At 68.7% G+C, this 15,128-nt stretch carries 14 protein-coding genes; 6 read left to right on the top strand and 8 right to left on the bottom strand.

Annotation, left to right across the window (positions count from 1 at the left end; translation table 11 throughout):
• Positions 1–34 precede the first annotated feature (34 nt).
• Positions 35–1,375 (bottom strand): nuclease-related domain-containing protein, encoded by a 1,341-nt coding sequence (locus A5789_RS20270; protein ID WP_064927330.1) that lies wholly within the window; start codon positions 1,373–1,375, stop codon positions 35–37.
• 380 nt (positions 1,376–1,755) lie between these two features.
• Here A5789_RS20270 and A5789_RS20265 point away from each other — a divergent pair, with 380 nt between their 5' ends.
• The 3 genes from A5789_RS20265 (at position 1,756) to A5789_RS35765 (ending at position 6,828) form a co-directional block, all read left to right on the top strand.
• Complete coding sequence (locus tag A5789_RS20265; protein WP_064903229.1) at positions 1,756–2,997, top strand: cytochrome P450; 1,242 nt, start codon at positions 1,756–1,758, stop codon at positions 2,995–2,997.
• Between the two features lie 101 nt (positions 2,998–3,098).
• Complete coding sequence (locus A5789_RS20260; protein WP_227463046.1) at positions 3,099–4,778, top strand: bifunctional UDP-sugar hydrolase/5'-nucleotidase; 1,680 nt, start codon at positions 3,099–3,101, stop codon at positions 4,776–4,778.
• A gap of 64 nt (positions 4,779–4,842) precedes the next feature.
• Positions 4,843–6,828 carry an N-6 DNA methylase gene (locus A5789_RS35765; RefSeq protein WP_255401798.1) on the top strand — a complete coding sequence of 662 codons (1,986 nt, stop codon included), beginning with the start codon at positions 4,843–4,845 and terminating at the stop codon, positions 6,826–6,828.
• 37 nt (positions 6,829–6,865) lie between these two features.
• Here A5789_RS35765 and A5789_RS20250 read toward each other — a convergent pair whose 3' ends face one another.
• The 4 genes from A5789_RS20250 to A5789_RS20235 form a co-directional block, all read right to left on the bottom strand.
• Positions 6,866–7,486, bottom strand: a complete 621-nt coding sequence (locus A5789_RS20250; protein WP_063011157.1) for a TetR/AcrR family transcriptional regulator — start codon at positions 7,484–7,486, stop codon at positions 6,866–6,868.
• 113 nt (positions 7,487–7,599) lie between these two features.
• Positions 7,600–7,779 carry a hypothetical protein gene (locus A5789_RS20245; protein WP_064903191.1) on the bottom strand — a complete coding sequence of 60 codons (180 nt, stop codon included), beginning with the start codon at positions 7,777–7,779 and terminating at the stop codon, positions 7,600–7,602.
• Positions 7,780–7,908: 129 nt separating this feature from the next.
• The gene (locus A5789_RS20240; protein ID WP_063011153.1) at positions 7,909–8,427 is read right to left on the bottom strand and encodes a gamma carbonic anhydrase family protein; all 519 of its coding nucleotides are present in this window, start codon (positions 8,425–8,427) and stop codon (positions 7,909–7,911) included.
• On the bottom strand, positions 8,408–9,388 hold the full coding sequence (locus tag A5789_RS20235; RefSeq protein WP_064903190.1) for a GlxA family transcriptional regulator: 981 nt from the start codon (positions 9,386–9,388) through the stop codon (positions 8,408–8,410). The genes A5789_RS20240 and A5789_RS20235 overlap by 20 nt, the downstream gene beginning before the upstream one ends.
• Before the next feature lie 71 nt (positions 9,389–9,459).
• Between A5789_RS20235 and A5789_RS20230 the strand changes: the two genes are divergently transcribed.
• Positions 9,460–10,227 carry an MBL fold metallo-hydrolase gene (locus tag A5789_RS20230; RefSeq protein ID WP_064903226.1) on the top strand — a complete coding sequence of 256 codons (768 nt, stop codon included), beginning with the start codon at positions 9,460–9,462 and terminating at the stop codon, positions 10,225–10,227.
• 109 nt (positions 10,228–10,336) lie between these two features.
• Entirely contained in the window at positions 10,337–11,461 is a 1,125-nt protein-coding gene (ald, locus tag A5789_RS20225; protein ID WP_064903224.1) for an alanine dehydrogenase, read from the top strand.
• Positions 11,462–11,482: 21 nt separating this feature from the next.
• On the opposite strand, the gene sigJ is transcribed toward ald, so the two are convergent.
• Entirely contained in the window at positions 11,483–12,403 is a 921-nt protein-coding gene (gene sigJ / locus A5789_RS20220) for an RNA polymerase sigma factor SigJ (RefSeq protein WP_369817518.1), read from the bottom strand.
• Positions 12,404–12,519: 116 nt separating this feature from the next.
• Here sigJ and A5789_RS20215 point away from each other — a divergent pair, with 116 nt between their 5' ends.
• Positions 12,520–13,620 (top strand): cobalamin biosynthesis protein, encoded by a 1,101-nt coding sequence (locus tag A5789_RS20215; protein ID WP_064903189.1) that lies wholly within the window; start codon positions 12,520–12,522, stop codon positions 13,618–13,620.
• Here A5789_RS20215 and A5789_RS20210 read toward each other — a convergent pair.
• Together A5789_RS20210 and A5789_RS20205 are read right to left on the bottom strand one after the other, a co-directional pair.
• The gene (locus tag A5789_RS20210) at positions 13,594–14,010 is read right to left on the bottom strand and encodes an ester cyclase (protein WP_064903188.1); all 417 of its coding nucleotides are present in this window, start codon (positions 14,008–14,010) and stop codon (positions 13,594–13,596) included. The genes A5789_RS20215 and A5789_RS20210 overlap by 27 nt on opposite strands.
• 99 nt (positions 14,011–14,109) lie before the next feature.
• Positions 14,110–15,123, bottom strand: a complete 1,014-nt coding sequence (locus A5789_RS20205; RefSeq protein ID WP_064903222.1) for an SURF1 family protein — start codon at positions 15,121–15,123, stop codon at positions 14,110–14,112.
• Positions 15,124–15,128 lie beyond the last annotated feature (5 nt).

The following is a 15,128-nucleotide window of genomic DNA, read 5'->3' as shown; positions in this document are numbered from 1 at the left end:
GATGATGTCGGCTTCGCACGCCGACCCGACATTCTCAGCTGTACGGACTTCGCGAGCGGACCTGGGATGGTGCCGGTTGGGAGTCGGATTGTGCGCGGGGGTGGTCCTTGCCGGCCATGTAGCCGATGCCGCAGATGAGGATGAGGACGGCGGCGATGCCGAGGAGTGCGGTGCGGAGGCGGTGGCGTGCTGGGGGTTGGGTTCGGAAGTTGGAGTCTGTGGCTGGCTCCCCGGGTGCGGGTGCGGGACTGGCGTCGGTCTGCAGAGCCTGTGTGGACGCAGGCTTCGGGTCCGCTCGCGAAGTCCGTACAGCTGAGAATGTCGGGTCGGCGTGCGAAGCCGGTGGGGTCCCGGGGTGGGCCCGGGCGTAGGAAGCCGGTGAGGGTGACGGGACTGGGTCGGGCGACGAGGTCGGTGGGGCCGCGTTGTCTTGGGCGTTCCGCGACGGCGGGAGGTGTGAATCTGTGGGGACCGCTTGCGAATTCGGGCGGGCTTGGTCTGCCTGTCCCGGCTGGGCCGGTGCGTCCGACGAGGTGGCGAGGGTCGGCGGGGTTGCGGGTATCGAATCGATCTGCGAAGACGGGTTGTGTGAACCTGCGGGGAGCCCTTGCGAATTCGGTTCGTTCCAGTCTTCTTGCTCCGGCTGGGCGACCGGGGCGTCAGGGGAAGCGGAGACGGGCGTCGAGGTAGTTGAGCTTCCGTCTCCTTCTCTCGGAACCGCCGACACCTCGGTCGGGAATCCCTCCGCCACCAGCTCCGCGTAGAGCCGGCGGCGGCTTTCGGCGTCGCGGGTGCGGTCGACTCGCAGGGCTGTCAGCACGGTGACGACCAGCTCCGCGGTCCACGGTGTTCGGTCGCGGTGCTGGGCGGTCCGGCCGAACCACGAGTAGAGCTGGGAGGCGCTGTCGCCGAGCAGGACGGTGAACCCGGCGGGCATCGGGCCCTTGTCGAGGGTGACCGTGTTGCCCGACTTGGGTATGAGCAGGGTCAGGCCGTCCACGAACGGTTCCGGGCCGCGTGTCAGTTCGGCGACGAAGGTTCTCAGGGCGGAGACGGGCCTGCGCACTTGGTGCAGCGGGTTGAGGTCGTCGCCGCGGAGTTGGACCGGGTCGCCGTGGATGCCGGGTGCGGACCACCGCTCGTTCATCGAATACGACAGCGGTCCGCGGGTCTTCTTGCGCAGAGCGTCGACCTCGACGACGGCCGCCGCGTGCGGAGTGAAAACCAGAAGATCGGCTTCGGTGCTACCGCCGTCCAGCCTGGGGATGTAGACGCCGGAGACGGCGATTCCGGGTTGGGTGACGTAGTTCGCGAGCCATTCGACGACCTGCTGTTGGGTCTTCGGTTTGGTGATGTCGCCGTTGATTATCAGCATGGCCGGTTCGACCTCCAGAAGCGTTGTAACACATCAACGTTAACCGAGTGCTTCCACCGAAAGTCGCGTGATAACGCTGCGCTACAACGGCTTTCGGACGGTAATGGCTGGTGGGCTGCTCGGCGGCCCATGGACGGTCGAAAAGTGAGATAAGACAACAAATTCCGACCGGACGGAATGTCGACTCGGAGTCGCTGAGGGTGTACGCGGAGCAGTCGGCTCGACGTTCCGCGTCGTCGGCGTTGCCTGTCGGGGAGCGGGCGGGGGCACTGCCCCGTCGGGCGCGCGGCGGCCCAGTGGCGACCGCTCGCGGCAACCACGCAGGATATTGATATTCTCGGCTATGGAATTCTCATTCTCATTGAGAGAGAATGATCCGTATGCCTGACACGCCTCGCCCTGCCACAGCACTCGACGACGCCCCCGCGCCCGATAGCGCCGACGCGGTCTACTGGGACCCGTTCGACCGCGAGATCGCGAAGGACCCCTACCCGATCTATCGGCGGATGCGGGCGGAAGCGCCGCTCTACTACAACGACAAGCACGACTTCTATGCCCTCACCCGCGCGTCGGATATCGATCCCGCACTGCTGGACTGGGAGACGTACTCGTCGTCGCGGGGGCCGATTCTGGAGATCATCAAGGCGGGGATCGAGATTCCGCCGGGTACGTTGCTGATGGAGGATCCGCCGGCGCACGACATCCACCGCGCGCTGCTCAAGCGGGTGTTCACGCCCCGGCGGGTGATGTCGCTGGAGCCGCAGATCCGCGACCTGTGCCGGCGGTCGCTGGACCGGCTCGCTGGGAAAGATCAGTTCGATCTGATGACCGCGTTCGCGAACGAGGTGCCGATGCGTGTGATCGGCATGTTGCTCGGCATCCCGGAGGCCGATCAGCAGACCGTGCGCGACAAGGCCGACAGCGCGCTGCGCACCGAGCCCGGGCAGGGAATGCAGATCTCCGACAAGGCGATTCCGGATGCCGAACAGTTCGCCCAATACATCGACTGGCGCGCCGACAATCCCTCCGACGATCTGATGACCGAGTTGATGCGCGCCGAATTCGTCGACACCGAGGGCGTGACGCGGACGCTGACGCGCGACGAGATCCTGACCTATGTCTCCGTCGTCGCGGGGGCCGGTAACGAGACCACCGCCAGGCTGATCGGCTGGCTGGGTGCGCTGCTCGCCCGCCACCCCGAACAGCGCGCCGAGCTCGTCGCCGATCCGAGCCTGATCCCGAACGCGATCGAGGAGACGCTGCGATTCGAGCCCACCGGCCACGCCATCGCCCGCTACGTCACCAAAGATGTGCAGCTCTACGGGACCACCGTGCCCGCCGGCAGCGCGATGATGCTGCTCATCGCGTCGGCGAACCGCGACGAGGAGCGATGGGACGACCCGGAGCGGTTCGATATCCACCGCAAGATCAGCAATCTCCGCACCTTCGGCCTCGGTACCCACTTCTGCCTGGGCGCGGCGCTGGCCCGGCTCGAGGGCAGGGTGGCGCTGGAGGAGCTGTTGCGCCGCTTCCCGACGTGGGATGTCGACTGGGACAACATCACCTTGTCGTCGACCTCGACCGTGCGCGGCTGGGAGACATTGCCGATCACCGTGGGCTGACGCACCGAGCAGCCGTCTCCTGTCGGCGATAGCGCAGGGCGACAGCAGAGTTCACCGAACCGTCGTTTCGGGGACGTTCCCGTATGTCAGAGTCTGACGGTATGGGTGTTCTGCGGCGCATGGCGGCCGGTGGTGCCGTCGCGATGAGTCTGGTCGCGCTGTCCGGATGCGGCGGAAGCAGCGAAACCACACATCGGGGCGCGATACCGCTGGTCTCCACCAGCGACCTTCCGGCGGCGCAACCCGGCGAGGTGCACCTGTTCGGGATCAACGATCTGCACGGCAATCTGGAACCGCCGGAGGCGAGCAACGGGCAGGTGGGGGAGTACACCGCGGGCGGGGCGGCGTATCTGGCCACGCATCTGCAGCGGTTGCGGGCGGCGTATCCGGACAGCGCGGTGGTGTCGGCGGGGGACAACATCGGGGCGAGTCCGCTGGTGTCGTCGCTGTTCCACGACGAGCCGACGATCGGCTATCTCAACCAGATCGGGGTGGCGGCGTCGGCGGTGGGCAATCACGAGCTGGACCACGGCGTCGTGGAGCTGGGACGGTTGCGCGCGGGCGGCTGTGCGCTCGACGGGTGCTCACCGGGGGAGCCGTTCTCGGGAACACACTTCGATTTCCTCGCCGCCAATCTCACCGACTCCCGCGGTGAGCCTCCGGCCGGAGTGCGGCCGTGGACGATGCTGACGATCGGCGGGCACAAGATCGGTGTCGTCGGGGTGGTGACGCCCGATACGGTGAATCTCGTTTTCCCGGAAGGAATTCGCGGTTACACCTTCGGCGAGGAAGCCGAGGCGATCAACAAGTACGTGCCCGCCATGAAACAGGCCGGTGCCGAAACCGTTGTCGCCCTGGTGCACGACGGCGGCGCCCAGGGAACACCGGCGAAGACCACCGACTACAACGGTTGCGCCGACATCAGTCCGGATGTGCCGGCGCTCGCGGCGCATACGGATCCCGCCGTTCGAGTGCTGCTCACCGGGCACAGCCATCAGGCCTACAACTGCGAATTCGACGGCAAGGTGGTCACGCAGGCGTCGTCCTACGGGCGCCTGATCACCGACGTCACGCTGCGGTTCGACCACGGGAAGGTGTCCGCGCACGCCGTCAACCGGGTAGTGACCCGCGATGTCGCTCCCGATCGGGCGGTGGACAAGTCGATCGCATTCTTCTCCGGCCAGGCGGCACCGCGCGCACAACGGGTCGTGGGCACCGCGACGGCCCCGCTGACGCGCAGCGATCGCGGTGGCGGCGAATCCCCGCTCGGTGCGGTGATCGCCGATGCGATGCTCGATGTCACCCACGATTCGGCGCAGGCCGTGGCGGCGTTCATGAATCCGGGCGGCGTGCGCGCCGACATCGGCCCCGGGCCGATCACCTACGGCAGCATCTACGAGACGCAGCCGTTCGGTAATCAGGTCGTCACCGTCACCCTGACCGGTCGCCAGATACTGGACCTGCTGGAACAGCAGTGGGACAATAAGAGCAAACCCGCCGTGCTCTCGGTCGCGGGCATCTCCTACTCCTACGACGACAAGGCCGCCCCGGGACACAAGGTGATCGCCGATTCCGTCCGCATCGGAGACCGGCCGGTGAATCCGGTCGCGACCTACCGGGTGACCACCAACAACTTCCTCGCCTCCGGCGGCGACGGCTTCGCGGTGTTCACGCGGGGCACGGATACGGCGGTCGGCCCGACCGATCTGGACGCCCTGGAGACCTACCTGCGTGACCGTGGAGCGGTCGGTCCGCCCGAGGAGCGCGTCCAACGCCGGTGAGCGACCTGCGGCGCGATACGTCGAGTTCGCCCACATTTGTGCTCGCAGCAGGCACAATGCGGACATGCGCGGCGGGCGGGAGCAGCCAGCAGCAGACCGCCGGGCGGGACGGGAGCCGGGCGGGGGTGGGGCGCGGAAACGGCACGGTCGGCATTACACGCCGCCGCGGTTGGCGGAGTTTCTCGCGGAGCGGATGCTCGCGCATGTGCGACCGGAACGCGAGTTGTCGGTGCTGGACCCCGCCTGCGGCGACGGTGAGTTGCTGTCGGCGGTGGCATATGTTGCGGCACAACGCTTTCCGGATACCTCCTTGCATCTGGTGGGGTACGACCTGAATGCCGCGGCGGTCCGGGAAGCTCAGACTAGGGGGACGTCGTGGAACAGCCGATTCGGGGGCAGGTCCCAGGTCTGGCCGGAGGAGGGCACCGCCGAGTCGTGGGCGGGATCGCGGGTGGCGGACGCGGTCGGCGCATACCTCGGCGCGTCGCCTGGGGTGGATACCGCGCCACCGTCGAATCGGGTCGTCATCGATTGGCGGGTGGGGGATTTCCTCTGCGCGGCAACCGAATTGACCGACTCGCACTTCGACGCCGTGATCACGAACCCGCCGTATGTGCGGACTCAGCAGCTGGGTGGCGCGACCGCGCAGATGCTGAGCAAGCAGTTCGGGCTGTCGGGACGTATCGATTTGACCCATCCGTTCGTCGCGACGATTCCGCGGTTGTTGCGACCCGGTGGAGTGCTGGGTCTGCTGTGCGCCAACCGATTCCTCAGCACCAAGGCGGGGGCGAATCTGCGGGCGCTGCTGTATGCGGAACTGACGCCGGTGGAGCTCTACGACCTTGGGGACACTCGGCTGTTCGAGGCGGCGGTCCTGCCCGCGGTGACAATCGCCGTGCGCGGGCACGAGCAGCGGACCTGCAGGTTCGTCACGGCCTACGAGTCCGAGCGGGAGCCGACGGCCGCTGCCGACCTGTTCGACGCTGTGGTCGCTCCGGCCGACTCCGTCGTCGACCACGGCGGTCGCCGCATCGTGGTGGAGACCGGAACGCTGTGGACCGGTGCGCACGGCGAACCGTGCGGATCGGGGAACCCGCGGCGCGGTTCGGCCGGCGGGCCCGCGCGAATTCTCGCCGATGGTGGCGACGCATGGGCCGATGTGGAGTGTGAAGACGAATCACTCACCAGCACTTTCGATCCCACAACGCCGTGGCGCATGTCGCGACCCGATACCGACGCCTGGTTGGGGCGAATCGCCGCCGGCACGTGGCGCACGTTCGGCGAGGTGGCACGAATCAGGGTGGGCATCAAGACGAATGCCGATCGAGTCTTCATCTCGGACCGGTGGGAGGATCGGCCCTGCTGTCCGGAGCCCGAACTGCTCCGGCAGCTGCTGACTCATCACGACCTCGCTCCGTGGCGGATCGCACGCGCCCGCGACACCCGGGTGCTGTACCCCTACGAGACTTCGTGCTCGTGCCGCACACCGGTCGATCTGAGCGAATATCCGGACGCCGCGGCCTATCTCGCTCAGCACAAGGACACCCTGGCCGCTCGGGACTACCTCACCGGCACCGGGCGGGAGTGGTTCGAGATCTGGGTGCCGCAGCGGCCGCATCTGTGGTGCCGTCCGAAGGTGGTGTTCCCGGATATCAGCGTGGCGCCGCGGTTCGCGCTCGATCGCAGCGGTGCGGTGGTGAACGGGGACTGTTACTGGATGTCGCTGGCCGATATCGGCGACGAGCGGATCGCGTATCTGCTGATGGGCGTGGCCAATTCGACGCTCGGGCTGCAATTCTACGATGCCGTGTGCGGAAATCGGCTCTATGCCGGGCGGCGCCGGTGGATCACGCAGTATGTCACCCGGCTTCCGCTCCCCGATCCGAATACCGATGCGGGACAGCGGCTCACCGACCTGGCACGCGAATTGGCCAACGGCGGAGCCGAACCCGATGTCGCGCTGCTCGATCGGCGCGTGGCCGCGGCGTTCGGGCTGGGCGAGACCGGTGTCGGGCCGCCCGGCAGCGTCGCGTCGGAGTCTTCCTGGTAGCCGGCGACAGCCGCACTGTGCATCGCAGGCCCGGCCGTCAGGCGGTGTGGCCGCCGACCATCGGCAGCAACGTCCGCCGGGCGAAGGCGCGGGCGGCCTCCGCGTCCGAGAGCGGAATCAGCCCGTCGGGAGTCAACGCCAGGGACTGCGCCAGCCGGGCCATGATCTCGGCGACGAGGTCGGCATCGAAATCCAGTTCGGCGTTGGCCTTCTGCAAACCGCGCAGCTTGTCGGCCAGGTAGGCGCGGCCGACCGCGAGGATCGGGCCGGCGTCGGTGGTCAAGCGCGGCAGGATCAGCTCGGGTTCGGTGCGCAGCAATCGTTGCAGCAGCTCGTTGTGCGCCAGCGCGGTGATGAAGACGACGAAGATCTCCACCAGCTGATCCTCGTTGTCGGTGATGCTGCCGACCCGCTGTTCGATATCGGCGACGAAGCGCTGCGCCTCGCGCACGCTCACCGCCTCGACGAGATCGTTCTTCGATTCGAAGCGGCGATACAGCGTCGCGGGGCTGATGCCGGCGCGGCGCGCGATCTCACCCATGCTGGTCCGCTTGATCCCGAAGTCCAGGAAGGCCGACAGGGCACTCTCGAGCAGCTGCTCACCGTCGGAGCGGGGCTTCTCGAGGATGCGGGCCAGGATGGACGGAACAGGGGGCATGGGGTCTCCAGTCGAGTCGGCGAATGACCGCGTCGATGCGGAAGGCTGACGATCATTATCTCATCGCGCCGGACCGTCACCGACGTCCCCGACCGGGCTCACGCCGCCCGCGCTCAGCGCAGATTGAATGCGGCCATTTCCCGCTCGATCGCGTTCGCGGCGAAATCGCTTCCGTTGCAACGTAATTCGTGGACTCGACGCTGTAGCGCCTCGATGCCACCGGGTTGGGCCGCGATATCGGCCACACTGATCCGCCCCTGGGGTCGGTGCATACCGGACTGCTCGTACGACACCGTCTAACCTCCTGCATACCCACGTCGCAGTGCGCCGCCCGGGGCGATGATTCACTGCCGCGGACCGCGAACATGCTGCGACGATGCTACCAAGAGATCAACCTGGACGCTTGACCAGTGTGGCCCGTCTCACAGCTGGGTGCCGGCGTCGCGGTGAGTGCTCATATTGTGCAGATAGACCGCGGCGTTGAGCTTGATGCGATCGCGTTCGGCATCGCCGAGTTCGCGCCGCACCTTGCCCGGTACGCCCGCGACCAGGGAGCCGGGCGGAATCTTCATGCCCTCGGGAATCAGGGCGTTGGCGGCGATGAGGCTGCCCTCGCCGATCACCGCGCCGTTGAGCACGGTCGCGCCCATGCCGACCAGCACGTCGTCGCCGACCGTGCAACCGTGCAGAATCGCGTTGTGGCCCACCGACACTCCGCTGCCTACCTGCAGTTCGAATCCCGGATCGGCGTGCAGTACGCAGCCGTCCTGGATGTTGGTGCCGGCGCCGATGCCGATGTCCTCCAGATCGCCGCGGATCACCGCGCCGTACCAGATGCTGACCTGTTCACCCAGCCGCACCCGGCCGATCACCGTGGCCGTCGGCGCCACCCACGCGGTGTCGTCGATCTGCGGCTCGTGCTCACCCAGCTTGATCATCATGCAGGTCAACATAGCTGGCCCGGAACTGGGCGCGATGTGCGGCCGGTGGCAGCCCGAGCGTGCGATGGAAATGGTGGCGCAGATTCATCGCCGTGCCCAGGCCGGTCTCGGCGGCGATGCGGTCCATCGTGTCGTCGGTGGATTCCAGCAGTAGCCGGGCGCGGTCGATGCGCTGATCGAGCAGCCAGCGCTGCGGGCTGGCTCCGGTGCGTTCGCGGAAGCGGCGAGTGAAGGTGCGCCGCGACATCAGCGCCGTGCGGGCCCAGCTGTCCAGATCGATGGGCTGGTCCACATGTGTTCGCGCCCAGACCATCGCGTGTTCGATGGGGTCGTCGTCGGTGGCGTCGGGCACCGCGAGCGGGATGTACTGCGCCTGGGAGCCGGCGCGGTAGGGGGCCAGTACCAGCGTGCGTGCGAGTTCGGTCGCGGCGCGGGCGCCGTGATCGGCGCGCACCAGGTGCAGGCAACAGTCCAGTGCCGCAGCCACTCCCGCGGAGGTCACCACATCGCCGAGGTCGGTCCACAGCCGATCCGCGCGCACGGTCACCGCGGGAAACGCGTGGGCCAGGGCCGGAGCCAGACCCCAGTGTGTGGTGACTTCACGCCCGTCCGCCAGACCGGTGGCGGCCACCACCCAGGAGCCGCGGCACAGTCCGACGATGCGGGCGCCGCGTTCGTGTGCGCGCCACAGGGCCGACGAAATGACCTCGGGCACAGGAAGTTCCGGGTTCCAGCTGGGAATCACCACGGTCTCCGCGCGGTCGATCGCCTCGGGGCCGTGGCGTACGACGAGGTCGAAATCGCCGGGGGTGCCGAGGATTCCGGGAACTTCCGCGCAGGTGAGCACCCGGTAGGGCGCGCTGTCCTGCACGCTGGTGCCGATGCGGCCGAACACCATCCCGGGGACGGACAGGTGAAAAGGGCTGATTCCGTCGAAGGCGACCACCGCGACCACATGCATGGCCCGATCTTATCGAAGCGTGGCCTGCGGGCCACTGTTCGAGCGTGCCGGATCGGGACAAGCTGTTGCTCATGACGAACACGCTCTCCACCACGGTCGAACTCCTGCACATCGGCGGCCCCACCGTCCGGCTGACCTACGGCGGGCTGGTCTGGCTGACCGATCCGACCTTCGACGAACCCGGCGACTACTCCTCCGGCGCGCTCACCCTGCACAAATTGACCGGACCGGCGGTCGCCGCGGATCGCGTGGGCCCGGTGGACGTGGTGCTGCTGTCGCACGATCAGCATCCCGACAACCTCGATCCGGCGGGCCGCGAGGTCATGGCCGGCGTCGAGACGGTGTTGTCCACGCCGGAAGCGGCCGGGCGCCTGGAAGGCGTTCGGGGACTGACGGTGTGGGAGTCGGTGCGCATCGGCGCCGTCACCGTCACCGCGGTACCGGCGCTGCACGGGCCGGAGGGCGCGGAGGCGCTGAGCGGCACGGTCACCGGCTTCGTCCTGCAGGCCGAGGACCTGCCGACGGTCTACATCTCCGGTGACAACGCCTCCGTCGACTACGTCGAGCGCATCGTGGCGAAATTCGGCCGCATCGACATAGCCCTGCTCAACGTCGGCGCCGCCAACGTGGGCCGGTTCGAGGACAGCGACGTCACGCTCAACGCGCGCACGGCGCTGGCCGCGGCGCAGGTGCTCGGCGAGGCGGTCGTGGTGCCGGTACACGCCGAGGGCTGGGCGCACTTCACCGAGACACTCGAGCACCTGCGGCGCACCTTCGGCTACGGCGGGCGCGAGAAGCAACTGCGGATCCCACCGCTGGGCGAGTCGATCACCGTGTGACGCCGATGCCGGTCTGCCGGGCGCGGATCGATTGCCGATTGGTTGCGGTTCTGTGAATCGCCGCGACTTGATCATGGCACCGCGCCCGGATCAGGGCCACGATGGCGGTATGAGAATCGGGGTTCCGCGCGAGATCAAACCGCAGGAGAGCCGGGTCGCCCTCGCCCCGGCCGGCGCCGTCGAACTCACCCGGCACGGTCATCGGGTGCTGATCGAATCCGGCGCCGGACTCGGGTCCGGATTCACCGACGCCGATTACGTGGCCGCCGGCGCGCACATCGCCGCGAGCGCCGACGCGGTGTGGGACGAGGCGGAACTGGTGCTGAAGGTGAAAGAGCCGATCGCACCCGAATATTCGTGCATGCATGCCGGGCAGGTGCTGTTCACCTTCCTGCACCTGGCGGCCTCCCGGGAGTGCACCGACGCCGTGCTGGCCTCCGGCATCACCGCGATCGCCTACGAAACCGTGCGCGGACCCGACGGATCACTGCCACTGCTGACGCCGATGAGCGAGATCGCCGGCAAACTCGCACCCCAGGTCGGCGCCTACCACCTGATGGCGCCCGAAGGTGGCGCCGGAGTGTTGCTGGGCGGCGTGCCGGGGGTGCGGCCGGCAGAAGTGGTGGTGATCGGCGGCGGGGTGGCCGGAACGAGTGCGGCGACGGTCGCGGTCGGGATGGGTGCGCGGGTGATCGTGCTCGACACCAATCCGGTGCGATTGCGTGAACTCGACATCCGATTCGCCGGCCGGGTCACTCCTCTCGCCTCGAACGCGGCCGACATCGACCGGGCGGTCGTCGCCGCGGATCTGGTGATCGGTTCGGTGCTGGTGCCGGGAGCGCGAGCGCCGCAACTGGTCCCGGACACCCTGGTGGAGCGGATGCGGCCGGGGACGGTGCTGGTCGATATCGCCATCGATCAGGGCGGTTGTTTCCAGAGTTCCCATCCCACCACGCACGCCGAACCGACCTTCCCCGTGGCGAATTCGCTGTTCTACTGTGTCGCGAATATGCCCGGCGCGGTCCCGCACACCGCCACCGTCGCGTTGACCAACGCCACCCTGCCGTATGTGCGAACCATCGCCGATCTCGGCTGGCGGGCGGCCTGCCGTGCCGACCCGGGCCTCGAGGCCGGGCTCAATGCCGATGCGGGACAGCTGTACTCACCGGAGGTGGCCCGGGCGCACGGCCTGCTCGGGGTCGGTCAGGGGGCGGGGTGGCAGGCGTGCCGGTGACGGGCCGCGCCGAGCGAACTCTCACATCGTCCAATCCGGTTCGCCCTCGGGCAGATCGTGCAGCTTCTCCGGATTGCGGACGATCGCGATCGAGGTGATGCGGTCCTGTTCGACGGTGAAGGCCATGATCCCCAGATGGTTGCCGTCGAAGACCATGAGGCCCGGCAGACCGTTGACCTGAACCATGCGCGCCCAAGCCCCGGTTCCGGCGCGGTACCAGCCGAAGTACAGCTTGGCCACCAGCTCGGCGCCCTGCACCGGCTGCCGGATCGCGGGCACCCGGCCGCCACCGTCGGCGGTCAGGGTGACGTTCTCGTCGAGCACGCCGAGCAGGCCGCTCAGATCGCCCGACCGCCAGGCCGCGGAGAAGGCCGAAACCACCTTCTCGTGTTCGTCGCGGGAGGCCGGGAAGCGCGGGGTGCCGTCCTCGACGTGCTTGCGGGCGCGGGAGGCGAGCTGGCGGACGGCGGCGGGGGTGCGGCCCACCACGTCGGCGACCTCGGGACCGGTCATGCCGAAGATGTCCTGCAGCACGAAGGCGGTGCGTTCGGCGGGCGAGAGCGATTCGAGGACCACCAGCAGGGCGGTGGTGACGCGCTCGTCCTGCGAAACGCGGTCGGCCGGGTCGTCCCAGCTGGTGACCTCCGGCTCCGGCAGCCACTCGCCGACGTACTGTTCGCGGCGCGCCCGGGCCGAACCCAGCTGATCCAGCGCGAGGCGGCCGGTGACGGTGGTCAGCCAGGCGCGCAGATTGTCGATTCGCTCACCGGGAGAACGGGTTTCGTACCAGCGTTGCAGCCGCAACCACGCCTCCTGCACGACGTCGTCGGCATCGCTGAGGCTGCCCAGCGTGCTGTAGGCCACGCGGCGCAGATACTGGCGATGCTCCTCGAACCGGCGTGCCAGTTCGGTCTGATCGATATCGTCGTGTCCGGTCGTCACAGCTGCCATCCTCGTCTCGCCGCGCGCGCCCGCCGCGCGGGTGCCTCCTCATGGTGACGATGCCGCCGGGCCGAGTGTGACATCGGGGTGCCCGAGGGGGCCGATAGTCTCGCCCGGTGCGATATGGAACGGCGCGGGCCGCGGGACTGCTGATCGGATTCGCGGCGGATCGGATTTTCGGTGATCCGCGGCGAGGACATCCGGTGGCGCTGTTCGGGACGGCGGCCGCCGCGGTGGAATCGGCCGGATATCGTGATGCGCGTGCCGCCGGGGTCGTGCACGAGATCGTGTTGGTGGGTGGTGTCGTCGCGCTGAGCGCGGGCGCGGAGATCGCTGCCCGGCCATCGGGAATCACCCGTGGGAGCGGCGTGGTGTCGGCATGGCGGAATCGGCACGGCGGCGTGGCCGGGGGCAGGCGAGGCGGGTGCGCCGGCGTCCGGACGGCGGTGGTGCAGGGGCGCCCCGGTCGTCACGCGGGGCTCGGCACCATCGTGATCACTGCGGTCGGCACGTGGATCGCGCTCGGCGGCACCACGCTCGCCCGGACCGGGCGCGAGATGGCGGATCGACTGGAGGCGGGGGAGTCGACCGGTGCGCGGGAGGTGCTGCCCTCGCTGTGCGGACGCGATCCCGAAGCGCTCGACGCCGACGGATTGGCCCGTGCCGCAGTCGAATCCATTGCCGAGAACACCTCCGACGCCACCGTCGCGCCGCTGGTGTGGGGTGCGGTCGCGGGAGTGCCGGGGCTGCTCGGCTACCGGGCGATCAACACGCTCGACGCGATGGTCGGCTATCGCAACGAGCGCTACACCAACTTCGGCTGGGCCGCCGCGCGCGTCGACGATCTGGCGAATCTGCTGCCCGCGCGGGTGAGCGGGGTCCTCACCGTGATGCTCGCGCCGCTGGTGGGCGGGCGGCCCGGCGATGCGTGGCGCGCGTGGCGCCGCGACGCCGGGGCGCACCCGAGCCCCAACGCGGGTGTCGCCGAGGCCACGATGGCCGGAGCGCTGGGCGTGGCGCTGGGCGGGCGGACCGAGTATCGCCACGGGACCGAGATGCGTCCGGTGCTGGGCGACGGGCGGACCCCGCGGGTACCCGATCTGCGCCGGGCGGTGCGGTTGTCGAACGGAGTGCAGCTGACGGCCGCGGTGGTGGCGGCCGTGACCGCGTACGCGCTCGGGCGCCGCCGATCAGCTCGCGCCGAGTTGCCGGAGTAGAGCGGCGGTGTCCAGGTATTGCCGGTCCTCGACCACCTTGAAGTCGGTGTCGAAGACCAGAACCTTGGCGTAGGCGATCTCGAACCGCCGGCCGGTCGCCGGGAGCAATGTCGCACCGGCGACGACGAAGTCGTCCACCGAGGTTGCGCGGCCGACCAATTCGGCGACCGCCGAGTTCGGTGCCGGATGCACCGCGCGAATGTCCTCGGCGTAATCCGGGAAGGCCCTGAACCAGGCGCTGCTCCAGTCCAGGGTCCCCGCGAGATCCAGTCGCAGGCCGGTACCGGTGTCGAATGCGTAATCGGGGGCGCAGGTCGCCGCCCAGGCATCCCACTGCTGCCCGGTCCATGATCGCTGCACGGTGTCGTAGGCCTGCCGGATGGCGTTCATCCCGTTCTCCGCTCGTATCGAGAGATCTAGCTATACCAATCTATAGCCAAATAGGTCGATCGGGCCAGTCGCGAAGTGGGCCGATTCTGCGGGATCCGGTCAGCTGCGGGCGTTGCCGTAGCGGTCGGCCAGGCGGTCCGCGGTGGTGCGTGGTTTCGGCGCGGCCGATGGCTCGTCCGGTGCGGAGGCGGTCTCGGGCCGGGCCTTCGGAGCCGGCTCCGAAGGGGCGGAAGCCGCAGCGGTGCTCGTGCCTTCGGCTGATTCGGCAGCCGGTGATCCGGCGGTGCTCATGGCCGGGGCCTGCTCACTCGGGGTGGCTGCCCCCGCAGCGGCACGGTCGCGGCGGCGTTCGCGGATTTCGGCATAGACGAAGTAGCCGAGGCCGAGCGGGGCCATCACACCGAACGCGATCCACTGCAGCCCGTACGAGAGATACGGGCCCGCGTCGAGCTGGGGGAGTGACTCGGGGGTGAAGGCGCCGGGCTGGCCGGCGTCCAATTGCAGATAGCCGCCGTGCTCACCGGTCGCGAAGCCGGTCAGCGGCGTGCCCAGAACCGTGGCGAGCTGAGCGGTGTCGACCGAGTAGACCTGGCGGAGGCCGTCACGGACCATCGGATCCTTGCCGGGGACCGCGCCCTCGGATTTCCGGATCCGTCCCTCGATGTGCTGCTGACCCGACGGCGGCTCCGCGATCACCGGCAGATCCGAACCGTTCACCGCCGCGATCAGGCCGCGATCGACCAGCACGACCCGGCCGTCGTCGAGCCGGAAGGCGGCCAGCACCCCGTAGGCGGGCTGATCGTTGAGCCGCTGCAATCGCTCGACCACCATCGAATTCGGCACGTAACTACCGGTCGCGACCACCCGCCGCCATTCGGTGTCGGCCGGATTCGTCCCGGCCGGTGGCGTGCCCTCGCCCGTGTTCAGCAGGTTCTTCGCCGGGACCGGGTCGGCGTTGACCGAGGCCGCGATCAGGTTGTTGCGGTGAGACGTCGAGGTGTTCTTGCCCAGCTGCCAGGGCGCGAGCACGGTGAAACACAGGTAGGCGAACGCGACCACGACGACCGCCAGGATCGCCCAGCTGGGCCGCAGGAGGAAGGTGAGCCGGCGCAGGATGT

Origin of the sequence: Nocardia sp. 852002-51101_SCH5132738 (assembly GCF_001665695.1) — a bacterium.
Classification (GTDB): Bacteria; Actinomycetota; Actinomycetes; order Mycobacteriales; family Mycobacteriaceae; genus Nocardia; species Nocardia nova.
Note: the sequence above shows the minus strand (reverse complement) of the source record. Positions and strands in the feature narration are given on the sequence as shown.

What these genes read in the sequence shown, in the direction of transcription:
- A5789_RS20270 (WP_064927330.1), bottom strand. Translation starts at nt 1,375, where the DNA reads ATGCTGATAATCAACGGCGACATCACCAAACCGAAGACCCAACAGCAG.
- A5789_RS20265 (WP_064903229.1), top strand. Translation starts at nt 1,756, where the DNA reads ATGCCTGACACGCCTCGCCCTGCCACAGCACTCGACGACGCCCCCGCG.
- A5789_RS20260 (WP_227463046.1), top strand. Translation starts at nt 3,099, where the DNA reads ATGGGTGTTCTGCGGCGCATGGCGGCCGGTGGTGCCGTCGCGATGAGT.
- A5789_RS35765 (WP_255401798.1), top strand. Translation starts at nt 4,843, where the DNA reads ATGCGCGGCGGGCGGGAGCAGCCAGCAGCAGACCGCCGGGCGGGACGG.
- A5789_RS20250 (WP_063011157.1), bottom strand. Translation starts at nt 7,486, where the DNA reads ATGCCCCCTGTTCCGTCCATCCTGGCCCGCATCCTCGAGAAGCCCCGC.
- A5789_RS20240 (WP_063011153.1), bottom strand. Translation starts at nt 8,427, where the DNA reads ATGATGATCAAGCTGGGTGAGCACGAGCCGCAGATCGACGACACCGCG.
- A5789_RS20235 (WP_064903190.1), bottom strand. Translation starts at nt 9,388, where the DNA reads ATGCATGTGGTCGCGGTGGTCGCCTTCGACGGAATCAGCCCTTTTCAC.
- A5789_RS20230 (WP_064903226.1), top strand. Translation starts at nt 9,460, where the DNA reads ATGACGAACACGCTCTCCACCACGGTCGAACTCCTGCACATCGGCGGC.
- ald (WP_064903224.1), top strand. Translation starts at nt 10,337, where the DNA reads ATGAGAATCGGGGTTCCGCGCGAGATCAAACCGCAGGAGAGCCGGGTC.
- A5789_RS20210 (WP_064903188.1), bottom strand. Translation starts at nt 14,010, where the DNA reads ATGAACGCCATCCGGCAGGCCTACGACACCGTGCAGCGATCATGGACC.